15 protein-coding genes and 1 tRNA gene are annotated in these 16,418 nt (G+C 62.7%); 8 read left to right on the top strand and 8 right to left on the bottom strand.

Translation table 11 applies throughout. The features are described from left to right. Positions 1 to 37: 37 nt before the first annotated feature. From AC1Q6J_RS18535 to tsaD, 4 genes are all read right to left on the bottom strand, one after another. Positions 38 to 709, bottom strand: coding sequence for a class I SAM-dependent methyltransferase (locus AC1Q6J_RS18535; protein ID WP_492280671.1), 672 nt, complete (start codon positions 707 to 709; stop codon positions 38 to 40). After that, positions 706 to 1,119: an EVE domain-containing protein gene (locus AC1Q6J_RS18530; protein ID WP_492280670.1), complete on the bottom strand. Its 414-nt coding sequence runs from the start codon at positions 1,117 to 1,119 to the stop codon at positions 706 to 708. The genes AC1Q6J_RS18535 and AC1Q6J_RS18530 overlap by 4 nt, the downstream gene beginning before the upstream one ends. Before the next feature lie 11 nt (positions 1,120 to 1,130). Next, the gene (locus AC1Q6J_RS18525; protein ID WP_492280669.1) at positions 1,131 to 2,111 is read right to left on the bottom strand and encodes an NAD(P)H-dependent glycerol-3-phosphate dehydrogenase; all 981 of its coding nucleotides are present in this window, start codon (positions 2,109 to 2,111) and stop codon (positions 1,131 to 1,133) included. Between the two features lie 62 nt (positions 2,112 to 2,173). Continuing rightward, positions 2,174 to 3,256 (bottom strand): tRNA (adenosine(37)-N6)-threonylcarbamoyltransferase complex transferase subunit TsaD, encoded by a 1,083-nt coding sequence (gene tsaD, locus AC1Q6J_RS18520; protein ID WP_492280668.1) that lies wholly within the window; start codon positions 3,254 to 3,256, stop codon positions 2,174 to 2,176. Between the two features lie 354 nt (positions 3,257 to 3,610). Between tsaD and AC1Q6J_RS18515 the strand changes: the two genes are divergently transcribed. From AC1Q6J_RS18515 to AC1Q6J_RS18500, 4 genes are all read left to right on the top strand, one after another. Continuing rightward, on the top strand, positions 3,611 to 4,342 hold the full coding sequence (locus tag AC1Q6J_RS18515) for a uroporphyrinogen-III synthase (protein ID WP_492280667.1): 732 nt from the start codon (positions 3,611 to 3,613) through the stop codon (positions 4,340 to 4,342). A 102-nt stretch (positions 4,343 to 4,444) separates the two neighbouring features. After that, positions 4,445 to 5,692, top strand: coding sequence for a COG4223 family protein (locus AC1Q6J_RS18510; protein ID WP_492280666.1), 1,248 nt, complete (start codon positions 4,445 to 4,447; stop codon positions 5,690 to 5,692). A gap of 8 nt (positions 5,693 to 5,700) precedes the next feature. Further along, positions 5,701 to 7,386 carry a heme biosynthesis protein HemY gene (locus AC1Q6J_RS18505; RefSeq protein WP_492280665.1) on the top strand — a complete coding sequence of 562 codons (1,686 nt, stop codon included), beginning with the start codon at positions 5,701 to 5,703 and terminating at the stop codon, positions 7,384 to 7,386. Between the two features lie 129 nt (positions 7,387 to 7,515). After that, positions 7,516 to 7,591: transfer RNA gene (locus AC1Q6J_RS18500), tRNA-Thr, on the top strand. A 46-nt stretch (positions 7,592 to 7,637) separates the two neighbouring features. Here AC1Q6J_RS18500 and AC1Q6J_RS18495 read toward each other — a convergent pair. From AC1Q6J_RS18495 to AC1Q6J_RS18480, 4 genes are all read right to left on the bottom strand, one after another. Then, on the bottom strand, positions 7,638 to 8,936 hold the full coding sequence (locus AC1Q6J_RS18495; protein WP_492280664.1) for a glycosyltransferase family 2 protein: 1,299 nt from the start codon (positions 8,934 to 8,936) through the stop codon (positions 7,638 to 7,640). Then, entirely contained in the window at positions 8,930 to 9,466 is a 537-nt protein-coding gene (locus tag AC1Q6J_RS18490; RefSeq protein WP_492280663.1) for a dTDP-4-dehydrorhamnose 3,5-epimerase family protein, read from the bottom strand. Before AC1Q6J_RS18490 ends, AC1Q6J_RS18495 begins: the two co-directional genes overlap by 7 nt. 121 nt (positions 9,467 to 9,587) lie before the next feature. Beyond that, positions 9,588 to 10,358, bottom strand: a complete 771-nt coding sequence (locus AC1Q6J_RS18485; protein ID WP_492280662.1) for an enoyl-CoA hydratase — start codon at positions 10,356 to 10,358, stop codon at positions 9,588 to 9,590. Positions 10,359 to 10,386: 28 nt separating this feature from the next. Continuing rightward, positions 10,387 to 10,821, bottom strand: coding sequence for a MarR family winged helix-turn-helix transcriptional regulator (locus AC1Q6J_RS18480; RefSeq protein WP_492280661.1), 435 nt, complete (start codon positions 10,819 to 10,821; stop codon positions 10,387 to 10,389). A gap of 173 nt (positions 10,822 to 10,994) precedes the next feature. Between AC1Q6J_RS18480 and AC1Q6J_RS18475 the strand changes: the two genes are divergently transcribed. From AC1Q6J_RS18475 to AC1Q6J_RS18460, 4 genes are all read left to right on the top strand, one after another. After that, the gene (locus AC1Q6J_RS18475; RefSeq protein WP_492280660.1) at positions 10,995 to 12,386 is read left to right on the top strand and encodes a cytochrome P450; all 1,392 of its coding nucleotides are present in this window, start codon (positions 10,995 to 10,997) and stop codon (positions 12,384 to 12,386) included. Between the two features lie 233 nt (positions 12,387 to 12,619). Then, complete coding sequence (locus AC1Q6J_RS18470) at positions 12,620 to 13,756, top strand: TRAP transporter substrate-binding protein (protein WP_492280659.1); 1,137 nt, start codon at positions 12,620 to 12,622, stop codon at positions 13,754 to 13,756. A gap of 108 nt (positions 13,757 to 13,864) precedes the next feature. After that, positions 13,865 to 14,533 (top strand): TRAP transporter small permease subunit, encoded by a 669-nt coding sequence (locus AC1Q6J_RS18465; RefSeq protein WP_492280658.1) that lies wholly within the window; start codon positions 13,865 to 13,867, stop codon positions 14,531 to 14,533. Further along, positions 14,530 to 16,389, top strand: a complete 1,860-nt coding sequence (locus AC1Q6J_RS18460) for a TRAP transporter large permease (protein ID WP_492280657.1) — start codon at positions 14,530 to 14,532, stop codon at positions 16,387 to 16,389. The genes AC1Q6J_RS18465 and AC1Q6J_RS18460 overlap by 4 nt, the downstream gene beginning before the upstream one ends. Positions 16,390 to 16,418: the final 29 nt, after the last annotated feature.

Raw genomic sequence — 16,418 nt, 5'->3', positions numbered from 1 at the left:
GATTTCCCGTGACATATGAAGGGGATGAAGAGCGTTTTTACACCGGTTGCAGCAAGGCCCATACGGAGGTTTGCTTGATTTCGGCGTCCTCGAGGTCGCGGGTGACCGGCACGCTGTAATCGGCGATCCGGCGCAATTTATCGCGGGGCAGGTAGCTGCGGCCCGGATCGCCGATCAGCACGGTTGCGCCGCGGGCGACGTGGCCGAGCAGAAAATCGAACGCGCGCTGCGCGGTGTCGCGTTCGTAAAAAATGTCACCGGCCAGGACGACATCCCAACCACCGCTATGCGGTGCCGCCAGCAGATCATCCTGACATGTCGACAGCGTGACGCCGTTCTCCGCAGCGTTCAGGGTTGCCGCCGCGCAGGCAAACGCATCGATGTCGGCGACGGTCACTGACGTCGCGCCGGCCTTCATGGCCGCGATGCCGACCAAGCCCGATCCGCTGGCGAGATCGAGCACCGCCTTGCCGCGCACCAGAGCTGCGTTGTCGAGCACATGGCGCGCCAGCGCCTGACCGCCGGCCCATGCGAAGGCCCAGAATGGCGGCGGCAGCCCGGCCTCGCCGATTTCTTCTTCGGTCTTATGCCAGAGGGGCACGGCTTCATCGGCCAAAAGCAGGGAAATCTCGGGCGTCAGCGGTACCGTGCGCAGCCGGGTGTTGGCGCGGATGAACGCGTCCTTGTCAGCGATGACGGGCGCGTTCACATTCCGCCCATCTTGCAGATCAGTTTCCACTCGTCGGGCTTCACGCTCTGTACCGACAGCCGTGAGTATTTGACGAGGTCCATGTCGGCGAGCTTCTTGTCGGCCTTGATGGTTTCCAGTGTCACCGGCTCTTTCAGCGGCTTGTCGGCCTTGATATCCACGCAGACGAACTTGGCGGTCTTGTCGGTCGGGTCGGGGTAGTGCTCGCGGATGACCTCGACGATGCCGACGATCTCCTTGCCCTCATTGGAGTGATAGTAAAAGGCGAGGTCGCCCTTCTTCATCTTCATGAGATTGGCTTTTGCGGTGTGGTTGCGCACGCCGGTCCAGGCTTCGCCCTTGGCGCCCTTGGCGACCTGCTGATCCCACGACCATGTGGAAGGTTCGGATTTTACGAGCCAGTACGCCATCACCGTTTCCTCTATCCCTCGGCCCTGAACGGCCGCGTCAGCAGCATCTCGATCGCTTCATCGATGGTCAGGGCGCCGCCGAGAACTGCCGCCACTGCACTGGCTACCGGCATTTCAACATTCTTTTCATTGGCGAGTTCAATCAGCACCGGCGCGGTGAATGCGCCTTCGGCAAGCTTGCCGCGCGGCGGCGTCTCGCCGCGTCCGAGCGCGATGCCATACGAAAAGTTGCGCGATTGAGCACTCGAACAGGACAGCAGCAGGTCTCCGAGCCCCGACAATCCGGCGATGGTTTCAGGCTTGGCGCCGCAGGCCAGCCCGAGCCGCATCAGTTCCGCGAAACCGCGTGTGGTCAGCGCCGCCAGCGCCGATGCGCCGAGCTTCTTGCCGGCGACAATGCCGGCGGCGATCGCCAGCACATTCTTGGCCGCGCCGCCGATCTCGACACCACGCACATCCGTCGAATGATAGGGGCGGAACGTCGCCGATCCGAGCGCCTGAACCAGCGCCCTTGCCAGCTGCTCGTCTCTTGTCGCGAGGGTTACGGCTGTCGGCAGTCCGCGCGCAACATCGACGTCGAAGCTCGGCCCCGACAGAATTGCGGGCACTGCCCTGGGCAGAACCTCCGCGACGATCTCCGTCATGAACTGATGCGTGCCGCGCTCGATGCCCTTAGCGCAGACGATCACCGGCGTGTTCGGCGCAAGATGGGACGCGAGCGCCGTCGCTGCCTGCCGCAGGCTTTGCGCAGGCGTGACCAGCAGGGTGGCATCGGCTTTCCCTGCTTCGGCAAGGTTACTGGTGACAGAGATCGTCTTCGCAAGCTGGATGCCCGGCAATTTCGGATTCTCGCGGGTCCGCGAAATTGCATCGGCAGCGGCTGTGTCGCGGGCGTAGAGAATGACATCGCGTCCGGCGCGTGCCGCGGCGTTCGCAAGGGCTGTGCCCCATGCGCCGGCGCCGACAATCGAAATGCTTTGATGTGCGATCATAACTTTTTCTTTGAAGGCATGATCCGATCCGGAAACCGGTGCTCACTTTTCGGGATCATGCCTTAATGCCTCGCACGCGTGTTGGCGAATTTCGCCGGGGTCGATGCGGTTTCATCGAGCCGCCAGCGGGCGCGCGGCGCGGCTTCCATGGTGTCCACCATCCGGAGCGCAAGACGTTCCGCGCCGGCCCAGGCGATCATCGCGCCGTTGTCGGTGCAGAGCGCCGGCGGCGGAATAATCAGCATGGTCTGGGCGCGTGCCGCGATGTCATGCAGCGCGCTGCGGATCGCGAGATTCGACGCGACGCCGCCGGCGGCGACCAGCGCGCGGGGCGGGCCGAACTTTTCCTGAAACAGCCGCAGCCCGACACTGATCCGGTCCGCGGTGAGATCCAGCACGGCAGCCTGAAATCCAGCGCAGAGATCGGCCACATCCTGCGGCTCGAGCGGCATCAGGCGTGTCGCTTCATTGCGCACCGCGGTTTTCAACCCAGACAGCGAGAAATTCGCATCTGGTCGCCCCACCATCGGACGCGGAAATACGAAGCGGTCAGGATTGCCATGAGCGGCTGCGCGCTCGACCTGCGGCCCGCCGGGATAGGGCAGGTCCAGCATCTTCGCGACCTTGTCGAAGGCTTCGCCCATGGCGTCATCGACCGTGGTGCCGAGCCGGACATATTTCCCGACGCCGAGTACCGCGACGATCTGGGTGTGTCCGCCCGACGCCAGGAACAGGCAATAGGGAAACATCAGCGGCACGGTGAGGCGCGGCGTCAGCGCATGCGCCTCGAGATGATTGACCGCGATCAGCGGCGTGTTGTGAACCAGCGCGATCGCCTTCGCCGTGGTCAGCCCGACGATCACGCCGCCGATCAGGCCGGGACCCGCCGCCGCGGCAACGGCGCTGAGATCGCCAAAGCCGACATTCGCCTCTTTCATCGCGGAGCGGATAATACCGTCGAGCATGTCGACATGGGCGCGGGCGGCAATCTCCGGCACCACGCCGCCGAATGGCGCATGTTCATCGATCTGCGAGCGCACGATGTTGGACAGAATCCGCCCCGACCCGTCGCGCTGCCGTTCGATCACGGCGGCGGCGGTTTCGTCGCAGGTGGTTTCGATCCCCAACACCAGCTTGCCTGCCAATTTGTGTCCCTGCTTTCTTCAAGCTCTTGCTTTGACCGCCGATCCGGCGTTTCCCTTCACATAGGCATCGGCCTTGCGCAGGGCAAAAAAACGTCATCCGCCATCTGGTGATCCAATTCTAACATTCGCATCCCGTTTCAGCAGGCATTCTTGCGAATGTTGGAATTGGACCACTAGCAAAATATAGGTTTCTGGTGGAGTTTTGGATTTGACATTCGCTTTGCGATTTCGCTGCCTGTTGGTCGCGAATGTCAAATCCACTCCACCGGGCGTCATTCAAGGGGTTCATAACGTGGAATCGTCAGGCGGGCTATCGTGATTCAGCACAGCATCGACCCGCGCGGAGCATCCTGAATGTCCATTCTTGTGACCCGTCCCGTCCCGGATAACGAGAAAACGGCGGCGGCCCTGCGGGCGCGGGGCTATGACGCACTGTTGTCGCCGATGCTGCGGTTCGAGGAAATCCCGTTTCATGACGAAGACGATGCGGCCTATGACGCCGTCATCGTGACCAGTGCCAATGCGATCCGCGCCATCCTGAGTCATCCCTCCCGGACGCATCTGTTCGGATTGCCCGCATTCGCGGTCGGCGAGCACACCGCGGACGCGGCGCGCGGGGCGGGTTTTCGCGATGTCGCCAGCGCGCAGGGCAACGCGCGATCGCTTGCCGATCTTGTCGCAAAAAAACTGAAGAAAGGCGCGGCGCTCTGCTATCTCGCCGGGGCGGACCTCGCGCACGATCTCGCCGCCGATCTCGGCGCGCGGGGACTGACGGTGGTGACGCATACGACCTACCGGATGATTCCGGTCATCGGATTTGCCGCGAGCGTCGGCGAAGCATTCCGCGCGGGCGGGATCGATGCGGTGCTGCACTATTCCCGGCGCAGCGCGCGCGCTTATCTCGACGCGGCGCGGGCGGACGGTGTCGAAATTTCCGCCCTGGCCCTGCCGCAATGCTGCATCTCCGAGACGGTGGCGGGCCTTCTTCGCGAAGCCGGCGCGATGCAGGTGGCGGTGGCGCGCACGCCGGACGAGAATGCCATATTCGATGTGCTGGACAGGACGCTCAAAGCATCGTCCAACTGACATTCAGGTAACCGGCAGCTAACCTTACAGATGGCTTCTGAACGCGAGCGGCGTTCGCAGAATCTGCTAAAGTCCGCGCGAGCGTGACAGGAGTGAGTTCCGATGGACGAGGACAAGCAGGACAGGGCCGGTATCTCGCCAGGTGGCGATGCCACAAAACGGCCGCCGCCCACCATCGAACTGACAGCTTCCGAGGTATCGGAAAGTCCGTCTGAACCGGAAGCGCCGGACGCAGATGCGGATGCGGATGCCGGCGCGCCGAAGCCGGATCAGTCCGGGCCGTCTTCCGATGCGTCTGCTGAATCCGTTGTTGTGCCGTCGCCAAACCCATCACGAGCCTCGTCGGTATTTCTGTCCGCTTTGGCGGGCGCGGTGGCCGCATTGCTTGCGATCGGCGCGGCCACGCTCGCAGGCTGGCCACCGAAACCCGCAGCGATCTCCACCGCGCCGCTCGCGGACGGTATCGCGGCGAACAGGGCCGACATTACCGCTCTGGGCGCGCGGATCGCGAAAGTTGAATCGGACGCGGCAAAACCTGCGCCGCGTCCAAGCATCGATCCTGCGGTCATCGCGCGCATTGACGCAGTTGAGAAATCGCTGACATCATTGCGCAGCGATATCGCCGCCGTGCGTGGACAAAACGAAAAGACCGCTGCGGCGATCAGCGAGATCAGGTCTGTATCGCCGCAAGGTGTCATGAGCGGCGAATCGAAAACATCCGCCGCCGATACGTCAGCCATCGAGGATCGCATTGCCAAGATCGAACGCGCGACCGCGGCGCTGAGCGCTGCTGCTGCGGCACCTCCGCCTGCACCGCAGCCGCCGGCCGATGATACAAAGGTGCGCAGGCTGGACGCGCTTATCAATCTCGAAAAGGCGGTGCGCCGTGGTTCGCCTTATGTCACCGAGCTTGCGGCTGCGCGCTCGGTTGCCGGCGATACCGATGCGCTCAAGGCGCTCGATCCATTCGCGCAGACCGGCATTCCTGATACCGATGCTCTAAGCAAGGAACTGCTTGCGCTGCTGCCGCAACTCGCGCCGAAGCCTGAAGCGCAGCCTGCGCCGTCCGGTATCATCGAGCGCCTTCAGCAAAGTTTCGCGAAGCTGGTGCGCATTCAGCGCACCGACGCGCTGGCCAGCGGCGCTGCGGGCATTATCGCGCGTGCAACGGCCGCCGCGCAGCGAAATGATCCGAGCGAGGCGAAGCGGGAGCTCCTGCTGCTGCCGCCGCCGGATCGCGTCGTGGTGCGGCCATGGATCGCAAAGGTCGAGGGCCGCGACAAGGCTCTGGCGGCATCCGAGCAGTTTATGATGGACACGCTGACGGCGATTTCGAAATCGGCGCGATAGGCAGTTTCATGATCCGTATCATTCTCTTTCTGTTTCTGGTCGGTGTCGTCGCGCTCGGCGCCGCCGTGATCGCCGATCAAACCGGCGATGTGACGCTCTCATGGAACATGTGGCGGATCGATACGTCGCTGCCGGTGCTTGTGCTGGCGCTGGTGCTGATCGTGTTTGCCGCGATGCTGATCTGGGCGATCATTCGCAGCTTCCTGAACGCACCGGAGCGGCTTCGCAAATTGCGCCGCGAGCGGCGTCACGCCAAGGGACGCAACGCCATCACCCAGGGGCTGATCGCAATCGGCACCGGCGATCATTTCGCCGCGCGCCGCCACGCCGATGTCGCCAAGCGACTCGCGCATCAGGATCCTCTCGCGATGTTGCTGCATGCACAGTCGGCACAGCTCGATGGCGATCGCGAAGGCGCGCAGCGCGCGTTTCACGCCATGGCGGAACGCAAGGACACAAGGCTGCTCGGCTTGCGCGGATTGTTCGTCGAGGCGCAGCGCCGTGATGACGCCTATGCAGCCGTGGCGCTGGCCGAGGAGGCGCTGAAAACCGCGCCGGCCTCCGCATGGGCCTCGCACGCGGTGCTTGGCTTCCGTTGCAGCAAGGGCGACTGGGACGGTGCGCTGAGGATTCTCGAAAACAATCTGGCGGCGGGATTGATCGACCCCGCGCCCTACAAGCGTCAGCGCGGCGTTCTTTTGACCGCGCGGGCGCTCGATCTTGAAACCTCCGATCGCGACCGTGCGCGCGCCAGCATCACTGAAGCGGTGAAGCTCGCACCGACACTGGTGCCCGCCGCGACACTCGCCGCAAAGTTTCTCAGCGAGAACAATCAGACCCGCCGCGCCATGCAGGTGATCGAGACGGCATGGGCCGCGCAGCCGCATCCCGATCTCGCGGATGCCTACGCGCATGTGCGGCTCGGCGACTCCGCCGTGCAGCGGTTGGCACGGGTGGAGAAGCTTGCGGCCAGATCGCCCGGCAACATCGAAGGCGCGCTTGCGGTGGCGCGTGCCGCTATCGATTCCAGCGATTTCACCCGCGCGCGGGAAGCGCTGCAACCTTTCATCGATGCGCCGACCCAGCGGGTCGCCATTCTCATGGCCGAGCTTGAACGGGCCGAGCATGGCGACGGCGGCAGTGCGCGTGTCTGGATGCAGCGCGCGGTGCGGGCCGCGCTCGATCCGGCATGGACCGCCGACGGCTACGTGTCCGAGTACTGGCGCCCGGTGTCGCCTGTGACCGGACGCCTCGACGCGTTTCAGTGGCTCACCCCGGTCGCGGCTCTTCCGTCGGCGAAAGCGCCGGTGCTCGAGGCCGAGGTCGCCGATGAGCCCACTTTGCCGCCAGCGCTGGAAGCGGGCCCGGCGGTGAAGCTGCCGCCACCGGCTGTCACATTGCAGGATAACGAGCCTGCGCCGGCGCCTTCAGCTCCTGCGCCTGCCGTTTTGCCGGCGGCTCCGCCTCCCGCCGAGCCGGTTGTCGCCAATGTGCCGCCGCCGGTGTTTCGCCCCCGCCGCGACATTGAGAAGCCGGACGCTGCGCGAATCCCCGCCGTCATCCCGATTGTGCGAGCCCCGGACGATCCCGGCGTCGCCGATGAGGCGCGGGACGAGGGATTCGACGATCCGGTGCAACCGGAACCGGCGCAGCCCGGTGGTTGGAAGGGCTTTTTGTCCCGTCTTGTCAGTTGATTAGGAGTTGGCTGGCATGGTCCGTGCCGGACCTGATTGGATTTCAGAAAAGCGCCTCGCGGATGCCACTGATGTTGCAAAGCGAGGCTCCGGCCAGTATCAGGTGCGGATATAAATCTCGCGCGTTTCGCCGCCTTAGCTCAGCTGGTAGAGCACCTCATTCGTAATGAGGGGGTCGTAGGTTCGAATCCTATAGGCGGCACCACTTTCCCTCAGCACCACATCGAATCCGCCTGGCGATGTTGCGACGGCTAGCTCGCCGCCGCCAGTCTCTCGAGTTCGACGCGCGCGACAGCCACGCCGAGCCACCGGCCGTCGTCGCCCATGCCGAGATCGCGCGGACGGCGCGTCGCATCGACCTCGAGGGTAATTCCAAAATCGCGATCGGATGGCGGGACGTCTGCAACACGCGCCACGGCTTCAATGACGAAACCGCCGAGCAGGTTTTTCCTGATCCGGCTTTGTAGCGGTTTGTCCCGCAGCAGAACTCGAATGGTCTCAGGCGGCGCCAGTGAATTGACCACAACGATGCGGATCAGCAGGTCGGTCTCGAAGTGAATCGGCAGGTCGATGGTGGAGCGGCGGCTTGGGCCGCTCCAGCGGAAGGTGCGGTAACGGAGGTGCCTTTCGATGGCGTGCCATTCAAATGGCATGTTCTGACGGTGGAGATTGAATGCGGCCTTTCGGTCGACGCGCTGCATCTCCGCGGCAACAAACCGGCTATCGGCTCCTTTGTTCTTGCGGCTCAAGCGCACCGCTGAACCGGGCTCAACTCCCTGCGCGGGCATTTCAATATTCAGGAATTTGCCTTTGACGACGGCATCCATGATGTCGATGAATTCCTGAGATCGGAAATCAGCCTGCGATTGAATCCGCTCGAGCAGACGCTGTTGCTCGTCGGTGGACTTGATCTTGTAGGAATCCCGCCGCCATGCGGCGTTGAATTTGAACGAGGTCAATTCGCGGGTGGAGGCGAAGCGCTTCGCGGCCATGGTGGCCTGGCTCATGAACAGGGCATCCATTGGAATCGTCACCGAGGCCGGGTCCTGCCATTTGATGCCATTGCCGTAAATCGATGTCTTGTGAGCGAATGCGGACGGCGGCACGAAATCGCTTGCCGAGTACCGCCCGGATGCGAACAGACCGGCCATTCCGCGGATGCCCGAATCCGGCGGGCCGTAGAGCGCCATTACGCTGGTAACGACCTCGGCGTCGTTCTCGCGCGCCGTGCGCAGGATCGCCTCGAGATGCGTCGGATACCAGATGTCGTCGTGGCCGAGATAGGCAATCCAGTCCGACGCGGCATGTTCGATGGCGTAATTGTTCGCGGCCCATTGTGAGCCGTAGTTGCGGTCCAGATTGTGCCAGTGGATGCGGGCATCGCCGAACGACGCGACGACGTCGGCGGAATCGTCGGTGCAGCCGTCGCCGACCACCATGATCTCGAAATTCTGTTCGGTTTGCAGCAGCACCGAGCGGATGGCGCAGCGAAGTGCCGCGCTCCAGTTATAGGTCGGGATGACGACTGAAATTGCGGGCCGGGTTACCAATGGTAGGGGACCGTTGCGGCAGCGGCTGCGGAATCCCACGGCAGATCGAGGGCATCCGGGCTTTCATAATTGTACATCTTGTCGGGCATGTTGATGATAACGGCCTCGGTTGTCCCGATATTCTTCCAGCCATGATACAGATTGGGTGCAATCGTCAGAAGACCCGGATTGCGCTCGCTAACCGTAAGCTCGTTGAATTTGCCGAATGTCGCAGATTCTTTTCGTCCGTCGAAGACGACGATTTTCACGAGGCCTGTCGCGACAAACAGCCGGTCGGTTGTTTGCTGATGCAGGCCCCAGGCACGGACGCGGCCGGGCAGCGTCGTGGTGACGTGAACCTGAACGATCGGTGACTTGATGATGTCCCAGCTCGCCCGCGCGACCTCAGACATGTGGCCGTCGTCATGCGGAACCGGCCGGGACGGACGAAACTCCACGCCATCGATTAATGCATCCCGCAGGCTTCCCTGCGCGTTAACGGCGGACTGCTTGGCGAGCAGCAGGTCCATTCCGATGATGGCGTTTGTCATTGTCCCCCGGCGCGGCTGTTAAAACGCGTTCCGGGTGGACACTATTACGGACTTGCTGGCCGCGCCATCGGCCAAGTCTGACAAATCCGGGCTGACCACGATGCGGTCAGCCCGTGAGCGCCTAACCCGCGATTCGGGTGAAGTCCGGCTGTCGCCGCTCGGCGAAGGCGGTAAGAGCTTCGCGCGCCTCCGCGCCCTTGAGGCGCTCCTGCAAAATGGTGCCTTCGCGGTCCATTTGTGCGGCGATGGCCTCGGGGTTTCGCATCAGCGCCTTGGTGTGCGACAGCGACCCGGCCGGACGTTTCGCCAGCTTGAGCGCGGCCTCCCGCGCTTTCGCGCGCAGCTCTTCGGCGGGGACGAGCGCATTGGCAAGGCCGATCGAGACAGCGGTCGGCCCATCCACCGGTTCGCCGAAAGCGAACATCGCGTAGGCACGGGCGTAACCGACCCGCGCCGGCAGCAAGTGAGTCGAAGCCGCCTCCGGCACCAGCGCGATATTGACGAAGGGCGTGATCAGGCGTGCCGTCGGCGCGACATACACCAGATCGCAATGAAGCAGCATGGTCGTGCCGATGCCCACGGCATTGCCCTGCACGGCAGCGATCAGCGGCTTGGTCGACACAGCAAGGTTTTTCAGAAAACGGCCGACATGGCTTTTGATCGTCGGATCTTTTGACTGCGCGGCAAAATCGGCCATGTCGTTGCCGGCCGTAAAGCTGTCGCCGTCGCCCTGGAAGACGACCGCGCGAATCGCGGAATCGGTTTCCGCGCGTTCGAGAGCATCCGCGAGCGCGCCGTACATGGCGTTGGTGATCGCGTTCTTCTTCTCCGCACGCGCCATGGTGACGGTCAGAACGCCGGAATCGAGTTCACTTTTTACGAATTCAGTCATGGAGCGCCTTTTCCTTTCACATTGAAATCTAGGAGCTGTCCTTCGGGAACTTTGTCTGCAGGCTCACAAGCCAGCGCGAAACCACATCGATTTCCTTGTCCGTGAAGCCTTCCATCAGCGTGTTGTTAATGGCTTGCGCCCGTGTCACTGCGCGTTTGCGTATCTTCTCTCCGGCCTCCGTCAGATAAACGCGTTGCGCGCGGCCATCCGCGCCGTCACGCTTTCGCTTGATCAGTCCCGCCCGTTCCATCCGGTCGGCAAGACCTGTGATGGCGGACGGCACGAGGTCGAGAGCATCGGAGATATCGCCGATCAGCGCGCCATCGTTGCGCCCGAGGAAGAACAGCACCCCGGATTGCGCCGAGGTCAGGCCGTCTTCCGCGAGCATGTGCTGTTCGATACCTCGCTGTAGCCTGCGATAACCCACGGTCATCAGAAAAATCAGCCGACGATCTGTCGTCATGTTGTCCTCATGATATATTTCACATGCGAAATATCAAGTCCGGCGTGCGCCGGACGAAGTTTTTCATGTCAGCTCTGCGTAAGCCGCGCGCGGTTGTCCAGCGCCTGGGCTGCGCTTTGCGCTGTTCCGGCTACGCGTGATAGGCTCCCGCGCGGTGTCGGAGCCAAAGCGTTATGAGCATTGCCGAAGTCATTGACGCACCGATGCAGCGGCCGCCGCTGGTTCCGCCGCGGCCTCCGCTCGCGCCGGACGATCTGTCGCCGCTCGGCCGGCTTGCCCTGATCCGGCAAAACGCCATCGCCAGCTGGGGCCCGCGCGCCTACGAAGAGGATATTGTTCAAGGCCGGTTCTTCGGGCGCAGCAGTTTCATTTTCAACACGCCGGACGCGATCAGGCATGTACTCGTCGAGAATTACGAGAATTACACGCGTACCCCGGCCAGCATCCGGGTGCTGCGGCCGATTCTCGGAGAAGGACTGCTGCTGGCGGAAGGCCGCGCCTGGAAGAACCAGCGCCGCACGCTGGCGCCAGCCTTCGCGCCGCGCGCCATTCCTCTTCTCGTTCCGCACATGCTGGCGGCGACCGACGATGCTATCGCCACTCTGAACGGCCAATGCGGCAAGCCGGTCGATCTGCGCGAGGCCATGCAGCGTCTGGCGCTCGACATCGCCGGCCGCACGATGTTTTCGTTCGAGATCGACAGGCACGGCCCGGCGCTGCGCGGTTTCGTCAACGACTACGGCGAGCGCCTCGCGCAGCCGCGTTTCTTCGATCTGCTGCTGCCGCTGGGCTGGCCGAGCCCAAGCGATATATCCCGCGCGCTGTTCCGGCGGCGATGGACGCGCTTCATGCGCGGGCTGATTACCGAGCGCCGTGCGATGAGCGCGGGCGACGGCGGTGCGCCGCGCGATCTGTTCGATCTGATGGTGGCGGCGCGCGATCCGGAGACCAACGAGGCCTTCTCCGACGAACAACTCGGCGATCAGGTGTCCACCATGATCCTCGCCGGCCATGAGACCACAGCGACGGCGCTGTTCTGGTCGCTCTACCTGCTGGCGCTTGATCCGGCGACACAGGACGAATTGGCAAAGGAGGCGAAGGGCGCGCTTGCGTCCGGCGCGCCCGATGCTGCGCGGCTCACCTTCACCCGCGCCGTACTCGACGAGACCATGCGGCTTTATCCGCCAGCGTTCCTGATCGTGCGGGCGGCTTCCGGCCCCGATACCGTGCCCGGCGCGAATATCGCGGCGAAAGATATCGTGCTGATTTCGCCATGGCTGTTGCACCGGCATGAAAAGCTCTGGGATCAGCCGAACGCTTTTCGGCCGTCGCGTTTCCTCCCCGGCAGCCCGCCGCCGGATCGCTTCGCCTATCTGCCGTTCGGTGTCGGACCGCGCGTCTGCATCGGCGCGCAGTTCGCGCTGACCGAGGCCACCCTTGCGCTGGCGAAGCTGATCGGCACTTTCAAGGTCGAACTGCTCGACCGCGAGCCGGTAACGCCGGTCGGCGTGGTGACGACGCAGCCGGACCGGTCACCGATGTTCAGGATTGTGCGGCGCGATTGAACGTCGGCGTCATTCGCGCTTGTCGAAAGCATGCTGCGGCGCGACGAAGCAATCGCGGCATTAACAAGCGAGCGGCGGCCTTATTCCAAAGTCGTAGACGGAATCGTCAGCGGGCCGCGTCGAAGAGTCGCATTCATCCGATCATTCTTGCCAAATCTCCCCGCAAGCCCTTGTCTTGCAATCAATCAATAACGTCCGGCCCATCAAGGACCGGCTCATCAGGGGAGAGAGTCATGACGATACGCAAGAAAGACAAGGTTACGACACGCCGTCGCTTCCTCGAAGTAGCGGCAGCGGGCGCAGCCGCGACGGTCGCGGCGCCGGCTATTGCGCAGACGCAAGGGCCAATCAGCATGCGCTGGCAGAGCACCTGGCCGGCCAAGGATATTTTCCACGAGTATGCTCTCGACTTCGCCAAGAAGGTCAACGACATGACCGGCGGCGATCTCAAGATCGAAGTGCTTCCCGCTGGCGCGGTTGTCCCCGCCTTCGGCCTGCTCGACGCGGTCTCCAAGGGCACGCTCGACGGCGGCCACGGCGTGCTGGTCTATCACTACGGCAAGCAGACGGCTTTGGCGCTGTGGGGCTCGGGTCCGGGCTATGCGATGGACGCCAACATGCTGCTCGCCTGGCATAAGTACGGCGGCGGCAAGGAACTCCTTGCAAAACTCTATGCATCGATCGGCGCCAACGTCGTCTCGTTCCCGTATGGTCCGATGCCGACGCAGCCGCTCGGCTGGTTCAAGAAGCCGGTGACCAAGGCCGACGACCTCAAGGGCGTCAAGTTCCGCACCGTCGGCATCTCGATCGACGTGTTCACCGGCATGGGTGCCGCGGTGAACGCGCTGCCCGGCGGCGAAATCGTCTCGGCGATGGATCGTGGCCTGCTCGACGCGGCGGAATTCAACAACGCCACGTCGGATCGCGTACTCGGCTTCCCGGATGTGTCCAAGGTCTGCATGCTGCAGAGCTACCACCAGAACGCCGAGCAGTTCGAGATCATGTTCAACAAGACCAAGTATGATTCGCTGCCCGAAAAGATGAAGGCGATCATCGCCAATGCCACCGAGGCGGCCGGTCAGGACATGGCCTGGAAAGCGATCGACCGGTATTCGAAAGACTACGAGGAGATGCAGACCAAGGATAAGGTCAAGTTCTACAAGACCCCGGACTCGATCTTGCAGAAGCAGCTCGATATCTACGACACCGTCGTGGCGAAGAAGTCGGCGGAAAATCCGTTGTTCAAGGAAATCGTCGAATCGCAACTCGCTTTCGCCAAGCGCGCGACCCAGTGGGAGCAGGACACGGTCGTTAACCGGCGCATGGCCTACAATCACTACTTTGGGCCGAACGCCAAGAAGAAGACCTGACGCAATAATCAGCACGGGCAAAGCATCATCCGGGATGGCAATCCCGGATGATGCTTTGTATCGTTTCCGGAATTGCTTGACCTTTTTTCGTAACAAGTGACGGCCATTATGAGCGCGCAACGTGTTCTGCATACGATTGACGGCATCAGCACATGGACCGGGAAGGTCGCGGCGTGGCTGATCGTAGGACTGATGACGCTTGTCTGCGTCGAAGTATTCAAGCGCTACATCATCAACATGCCGACGGCGTGGATTTTCGACGCCTCGAACATGCTGTACGGAACGCTGTTCATGCTCTGCGGCGCCTATACGCTGGCGCAGAATGCACATGTCCGCGGCGACTTCCTGTACAGTTCGATGCGGCCTCGCACCCAGGCGCTGCTCGATTTCGTACTCTACATCGTGTTTTTCCTGCCCGGTATCGCGGCGCTGGTTTATGCGGGGTGGGACTTCGCGTCTGATTCCTGGCGTATCAACGAACACTCCAACGTCACCGCCGACGGCCCTCCGGTTTATCATTTCAAGTTCATGATTCCGCTGGCGGGCGCGCTGCTGTTGCTGCAGGGCGCGGCCGAAATCATGCGCTGTGTCATCTGTCTCAAGACCGGCGTGTGGCCGAGCCGTCTCAAGGATGTGTCCGAAATCGACGTGGTCGAAGAGCAACTCGCCAACAGCGAATATGTCGACGAGGCATCACGCAAGCTCGCCATCGAGCGCGCACAGGATATTGAGGAAAGCGCGCGTCAGCGCGGCATGGGCGGAGACCTGTCGAAATGAGCGATCCGGCACTTGGTCTCTTGATGCTCGGCCTGATCGTGGTCGTCATCATTATGGGATTTCCGACGGCCTTCACCCTGATGGGCCTCGGCATGTTTTTCGGCCTGTTCGCCTATCACCGCTCCGGCGACTCGTGGGCTGACAACCAGATCTTCGATCTGATGGTCCAGCGCACCTACGGCGCGATGACCAACGATGTCCTGATCTCCATCCCGCTGTTCGTCCTCATGGGTTATGTGATGGAGCGCGGCGCGCTGGTGGACAAGATGTTCTACTCGATCCAGCTGGCGTTCCGCCGCGTGCCTGCGTCGCTGGCGGTGGCGACGCTGATCGTCTGCACGTTCTGGGGCATTGCCTCGGGTCTGGTCGGTGCTGTCGTGGTGCTGATGGGCGTCATCGCCTTCAATCCGATGCTGAAGGCCGGTTACGACGTGAAACTCGCGTCCGGCGTCATCACGGCCGGCGGCACGCTCGGCATTCTGATTCCGCCCTCTGTCATGATCATCGTTTACGCGGCGGTCGCCGGCCAATCGGTGGTGAAACTCTACGCTGCGACGATGTTTCCCGGCTTCTTCCTGTCGTTGCTTTACCTTGTCTACATCATCGGTTGGGCGCTTTTGAATCCAAAGATCGCGCCAAAATTGTCCGAGGAAGAAACGCGCGTGCCGGTGCGGCCATGGGTCGGCGAGTTACAGACGGCTTATTCGAACAAGATGCTGCTGGCGCTCCTGGCTGCCGTTGTGTCTCCCGCGAGAGCCACGGCCATCACTGCCGACGGCGTGCGTGTCAGTTATGGCATGCTGGTCAAGAGTCTCGGTTACGCGCTGGTGCCGTTAGTGCTTACGCTGGGTACGCTGTGGGGCGCCTGGTGGTATGTGGTGATTCACCAGCAGCCGGATGCGCCTGCGCCATCCGCTGCCGTGTCGCAGCAGCTCGGCGCGGGCTCGCAGTCCGCGGAGCCTGTCGAAGAAAAACTGCAGGAACTCGGAAGCGCCACCGCCGACGAGACCAGGAGCGAGCCTGAAACCTTGCAGGAAATGGGCAATGTTGAACTGCGCGGCAAGGGCGCGGCAGCGCCGGCCGAGGCTGGGCCACCGCAGGAGTTTTACACTTATTTCGCGTTCACATGCGGAATCTTCGGACTGATCCTGCTCTATTATTACTGGACCATGGGCGCGGAGCAGTTCGAGGTTTTGCGGCTGCTGATCTCGTCGGTGATGCCTCTTGGGATTCTCACGGTCGTGGTGCTCGCGGTCATTCTGCTTGGCATCACGACGGCGACGGAATCCGCGGCTGTGGGCGCGGCGGGTGCATTCCTGCTTGCGTTCCAGGCGCGCACCCTCGACTGGAAGCGCACCAAGGAAGCGGTGTTTCTCACCGCGAAAACCACCTCGATGGTGTGCTGGCTTTTTGTCGGCTCGGCGCTGTTCTCGGCGGTGTTCGCGATCCTCGGCGGTCAGGCGCTGCTCGAGAGCTGGGTGCTGTCGCTGAATCTGACGCCGGTTCAGTTCATGATCCTGTCGCAGGCGATTATCTTCGTGCTCGGCTGGCCGCTGGAATGGACCGAGATCATCGTGATCTTCGTGCCCATCTTCCTGCCGATGCTGAAGCACTTCGGCATCGATCCGATCCTGTGGGGCGTGCTGGTGTTCGTGAACTTGCAGGCGGCGTTCCTGTCGCCGCCGGTGGCGATGTCGGCCTTCTATCTGAAGGGTGTTGCGCCACCGCATGTGACGCTCAACCAGATTTTCGGCGGCATGATGCCCTACATGCTGATCGTCATCATCTGCATGGTGCTGATGTATCTGTGGCCGGCCCTGACCCTGTGGCTGCCGGATTATCTCTACGGCAGTTGATGGCATCGCAGGCAGGCGGGCGCGCGGAC

This window comes from Afipia sp. MLSD5-FHT05B12, assembly GCF_058793355.1.
Note: the sequence above shows the minus strand (reverse complement) of the source record. Positions and strands in the feature narration are given on the sequence as shown.

Excerpts from the sequence above, each read along its gene's own strand:
- AC1Q6J_RS18460 (WP_492280657.1), top strand. The coding sequence starts at position 14,530 with ATGAGCGATCCGGCACTTGGTCTCTTGATGCTCGGCCTGATCGTGGTC.
- AC1Q6J_RS18490 (WP_492280663.1), bottom strand. The coding sequence starts at position 9,466 with ATGACAAACGCCATCATCGGAATGGACCTGCTGCTCGCCAAGCAGTCC.
- AC1Q6J_RS18530 (WP_492280670.1), bottom strand. The coding sequence starts at position 1,119 with ATGGCGTACTGGCTCGTAAAATCCGAACCTTCCACATGGTCGTGGGAT.
- AC1Q6J_RS18465 (WP_492280658.1), top strand. The coding sequence starts at position 13,865 with ATGAGCGCGCAACGTGTTCTGCATACGATTGACGGCATCAGCACATGG.
- AC1Q6J_RS18475 (WP_492280660.1), top strand. The coding sequence starts at position 10,995 with ATGAGCATTGCCGAAGTCATTGACGCACCGATGCAGCGGCCGCCGCTG.
- AC1Q6J_RS18525 (WP_492280669.1), bottom strand. The coding sequence starts at position 2,111 with ATGATCGCACATCAAAGCATTTCGATTGTCGGCGCCGGCGCATGGGGC.
- AC1Q6J_RS18480 (WP_492280661.1), bottom strand. The coding sequence starts at position 10,821 with ATGACGACAGATCGTCGGCTGATTTTTCTGATGACCGTGGGTTATCGC.
- AC1Q6J_RS18515 (WP_492280667.1), top strand. The coding sequence starts at position 3,611 with ATGTCCATTCTTGTGACCCGTCCCGTCCCGGATAACGAGAAAACGGCG.
- AC1Q6J_RS18470 (WP_492280659.1), top strand. The coding sequence starts at position 12,620 with ATGACGATACGCAAGAAAGACAAGGTTACGACACGCCGTCGCTTCCTC.
- AC1Q6J_RS18485 (WP_492280662.1), bottom strand. The coding sequence starts at position 10,358 with ATGACTGAATTCGTAAAAAGTGAACTCGATTCCGGCGTTCTGACCGTC.
- AC1Q6J_RS18505 (WP_492280665.1), top strand. The coding sequence starts at position 5,701 with ATGATCCGTATCATTCTCTTTCTGTTTCTGGTCGGTGTCGTCGCGCTC.
- AC1Q6J_RS18510 (WP_492280666.1), top strand. The coding sequence starts at position 4,445 with ATGGACGAGGACAAGCAGGACAGGGCCGGTATCTCGCCAGGTGGCGAT.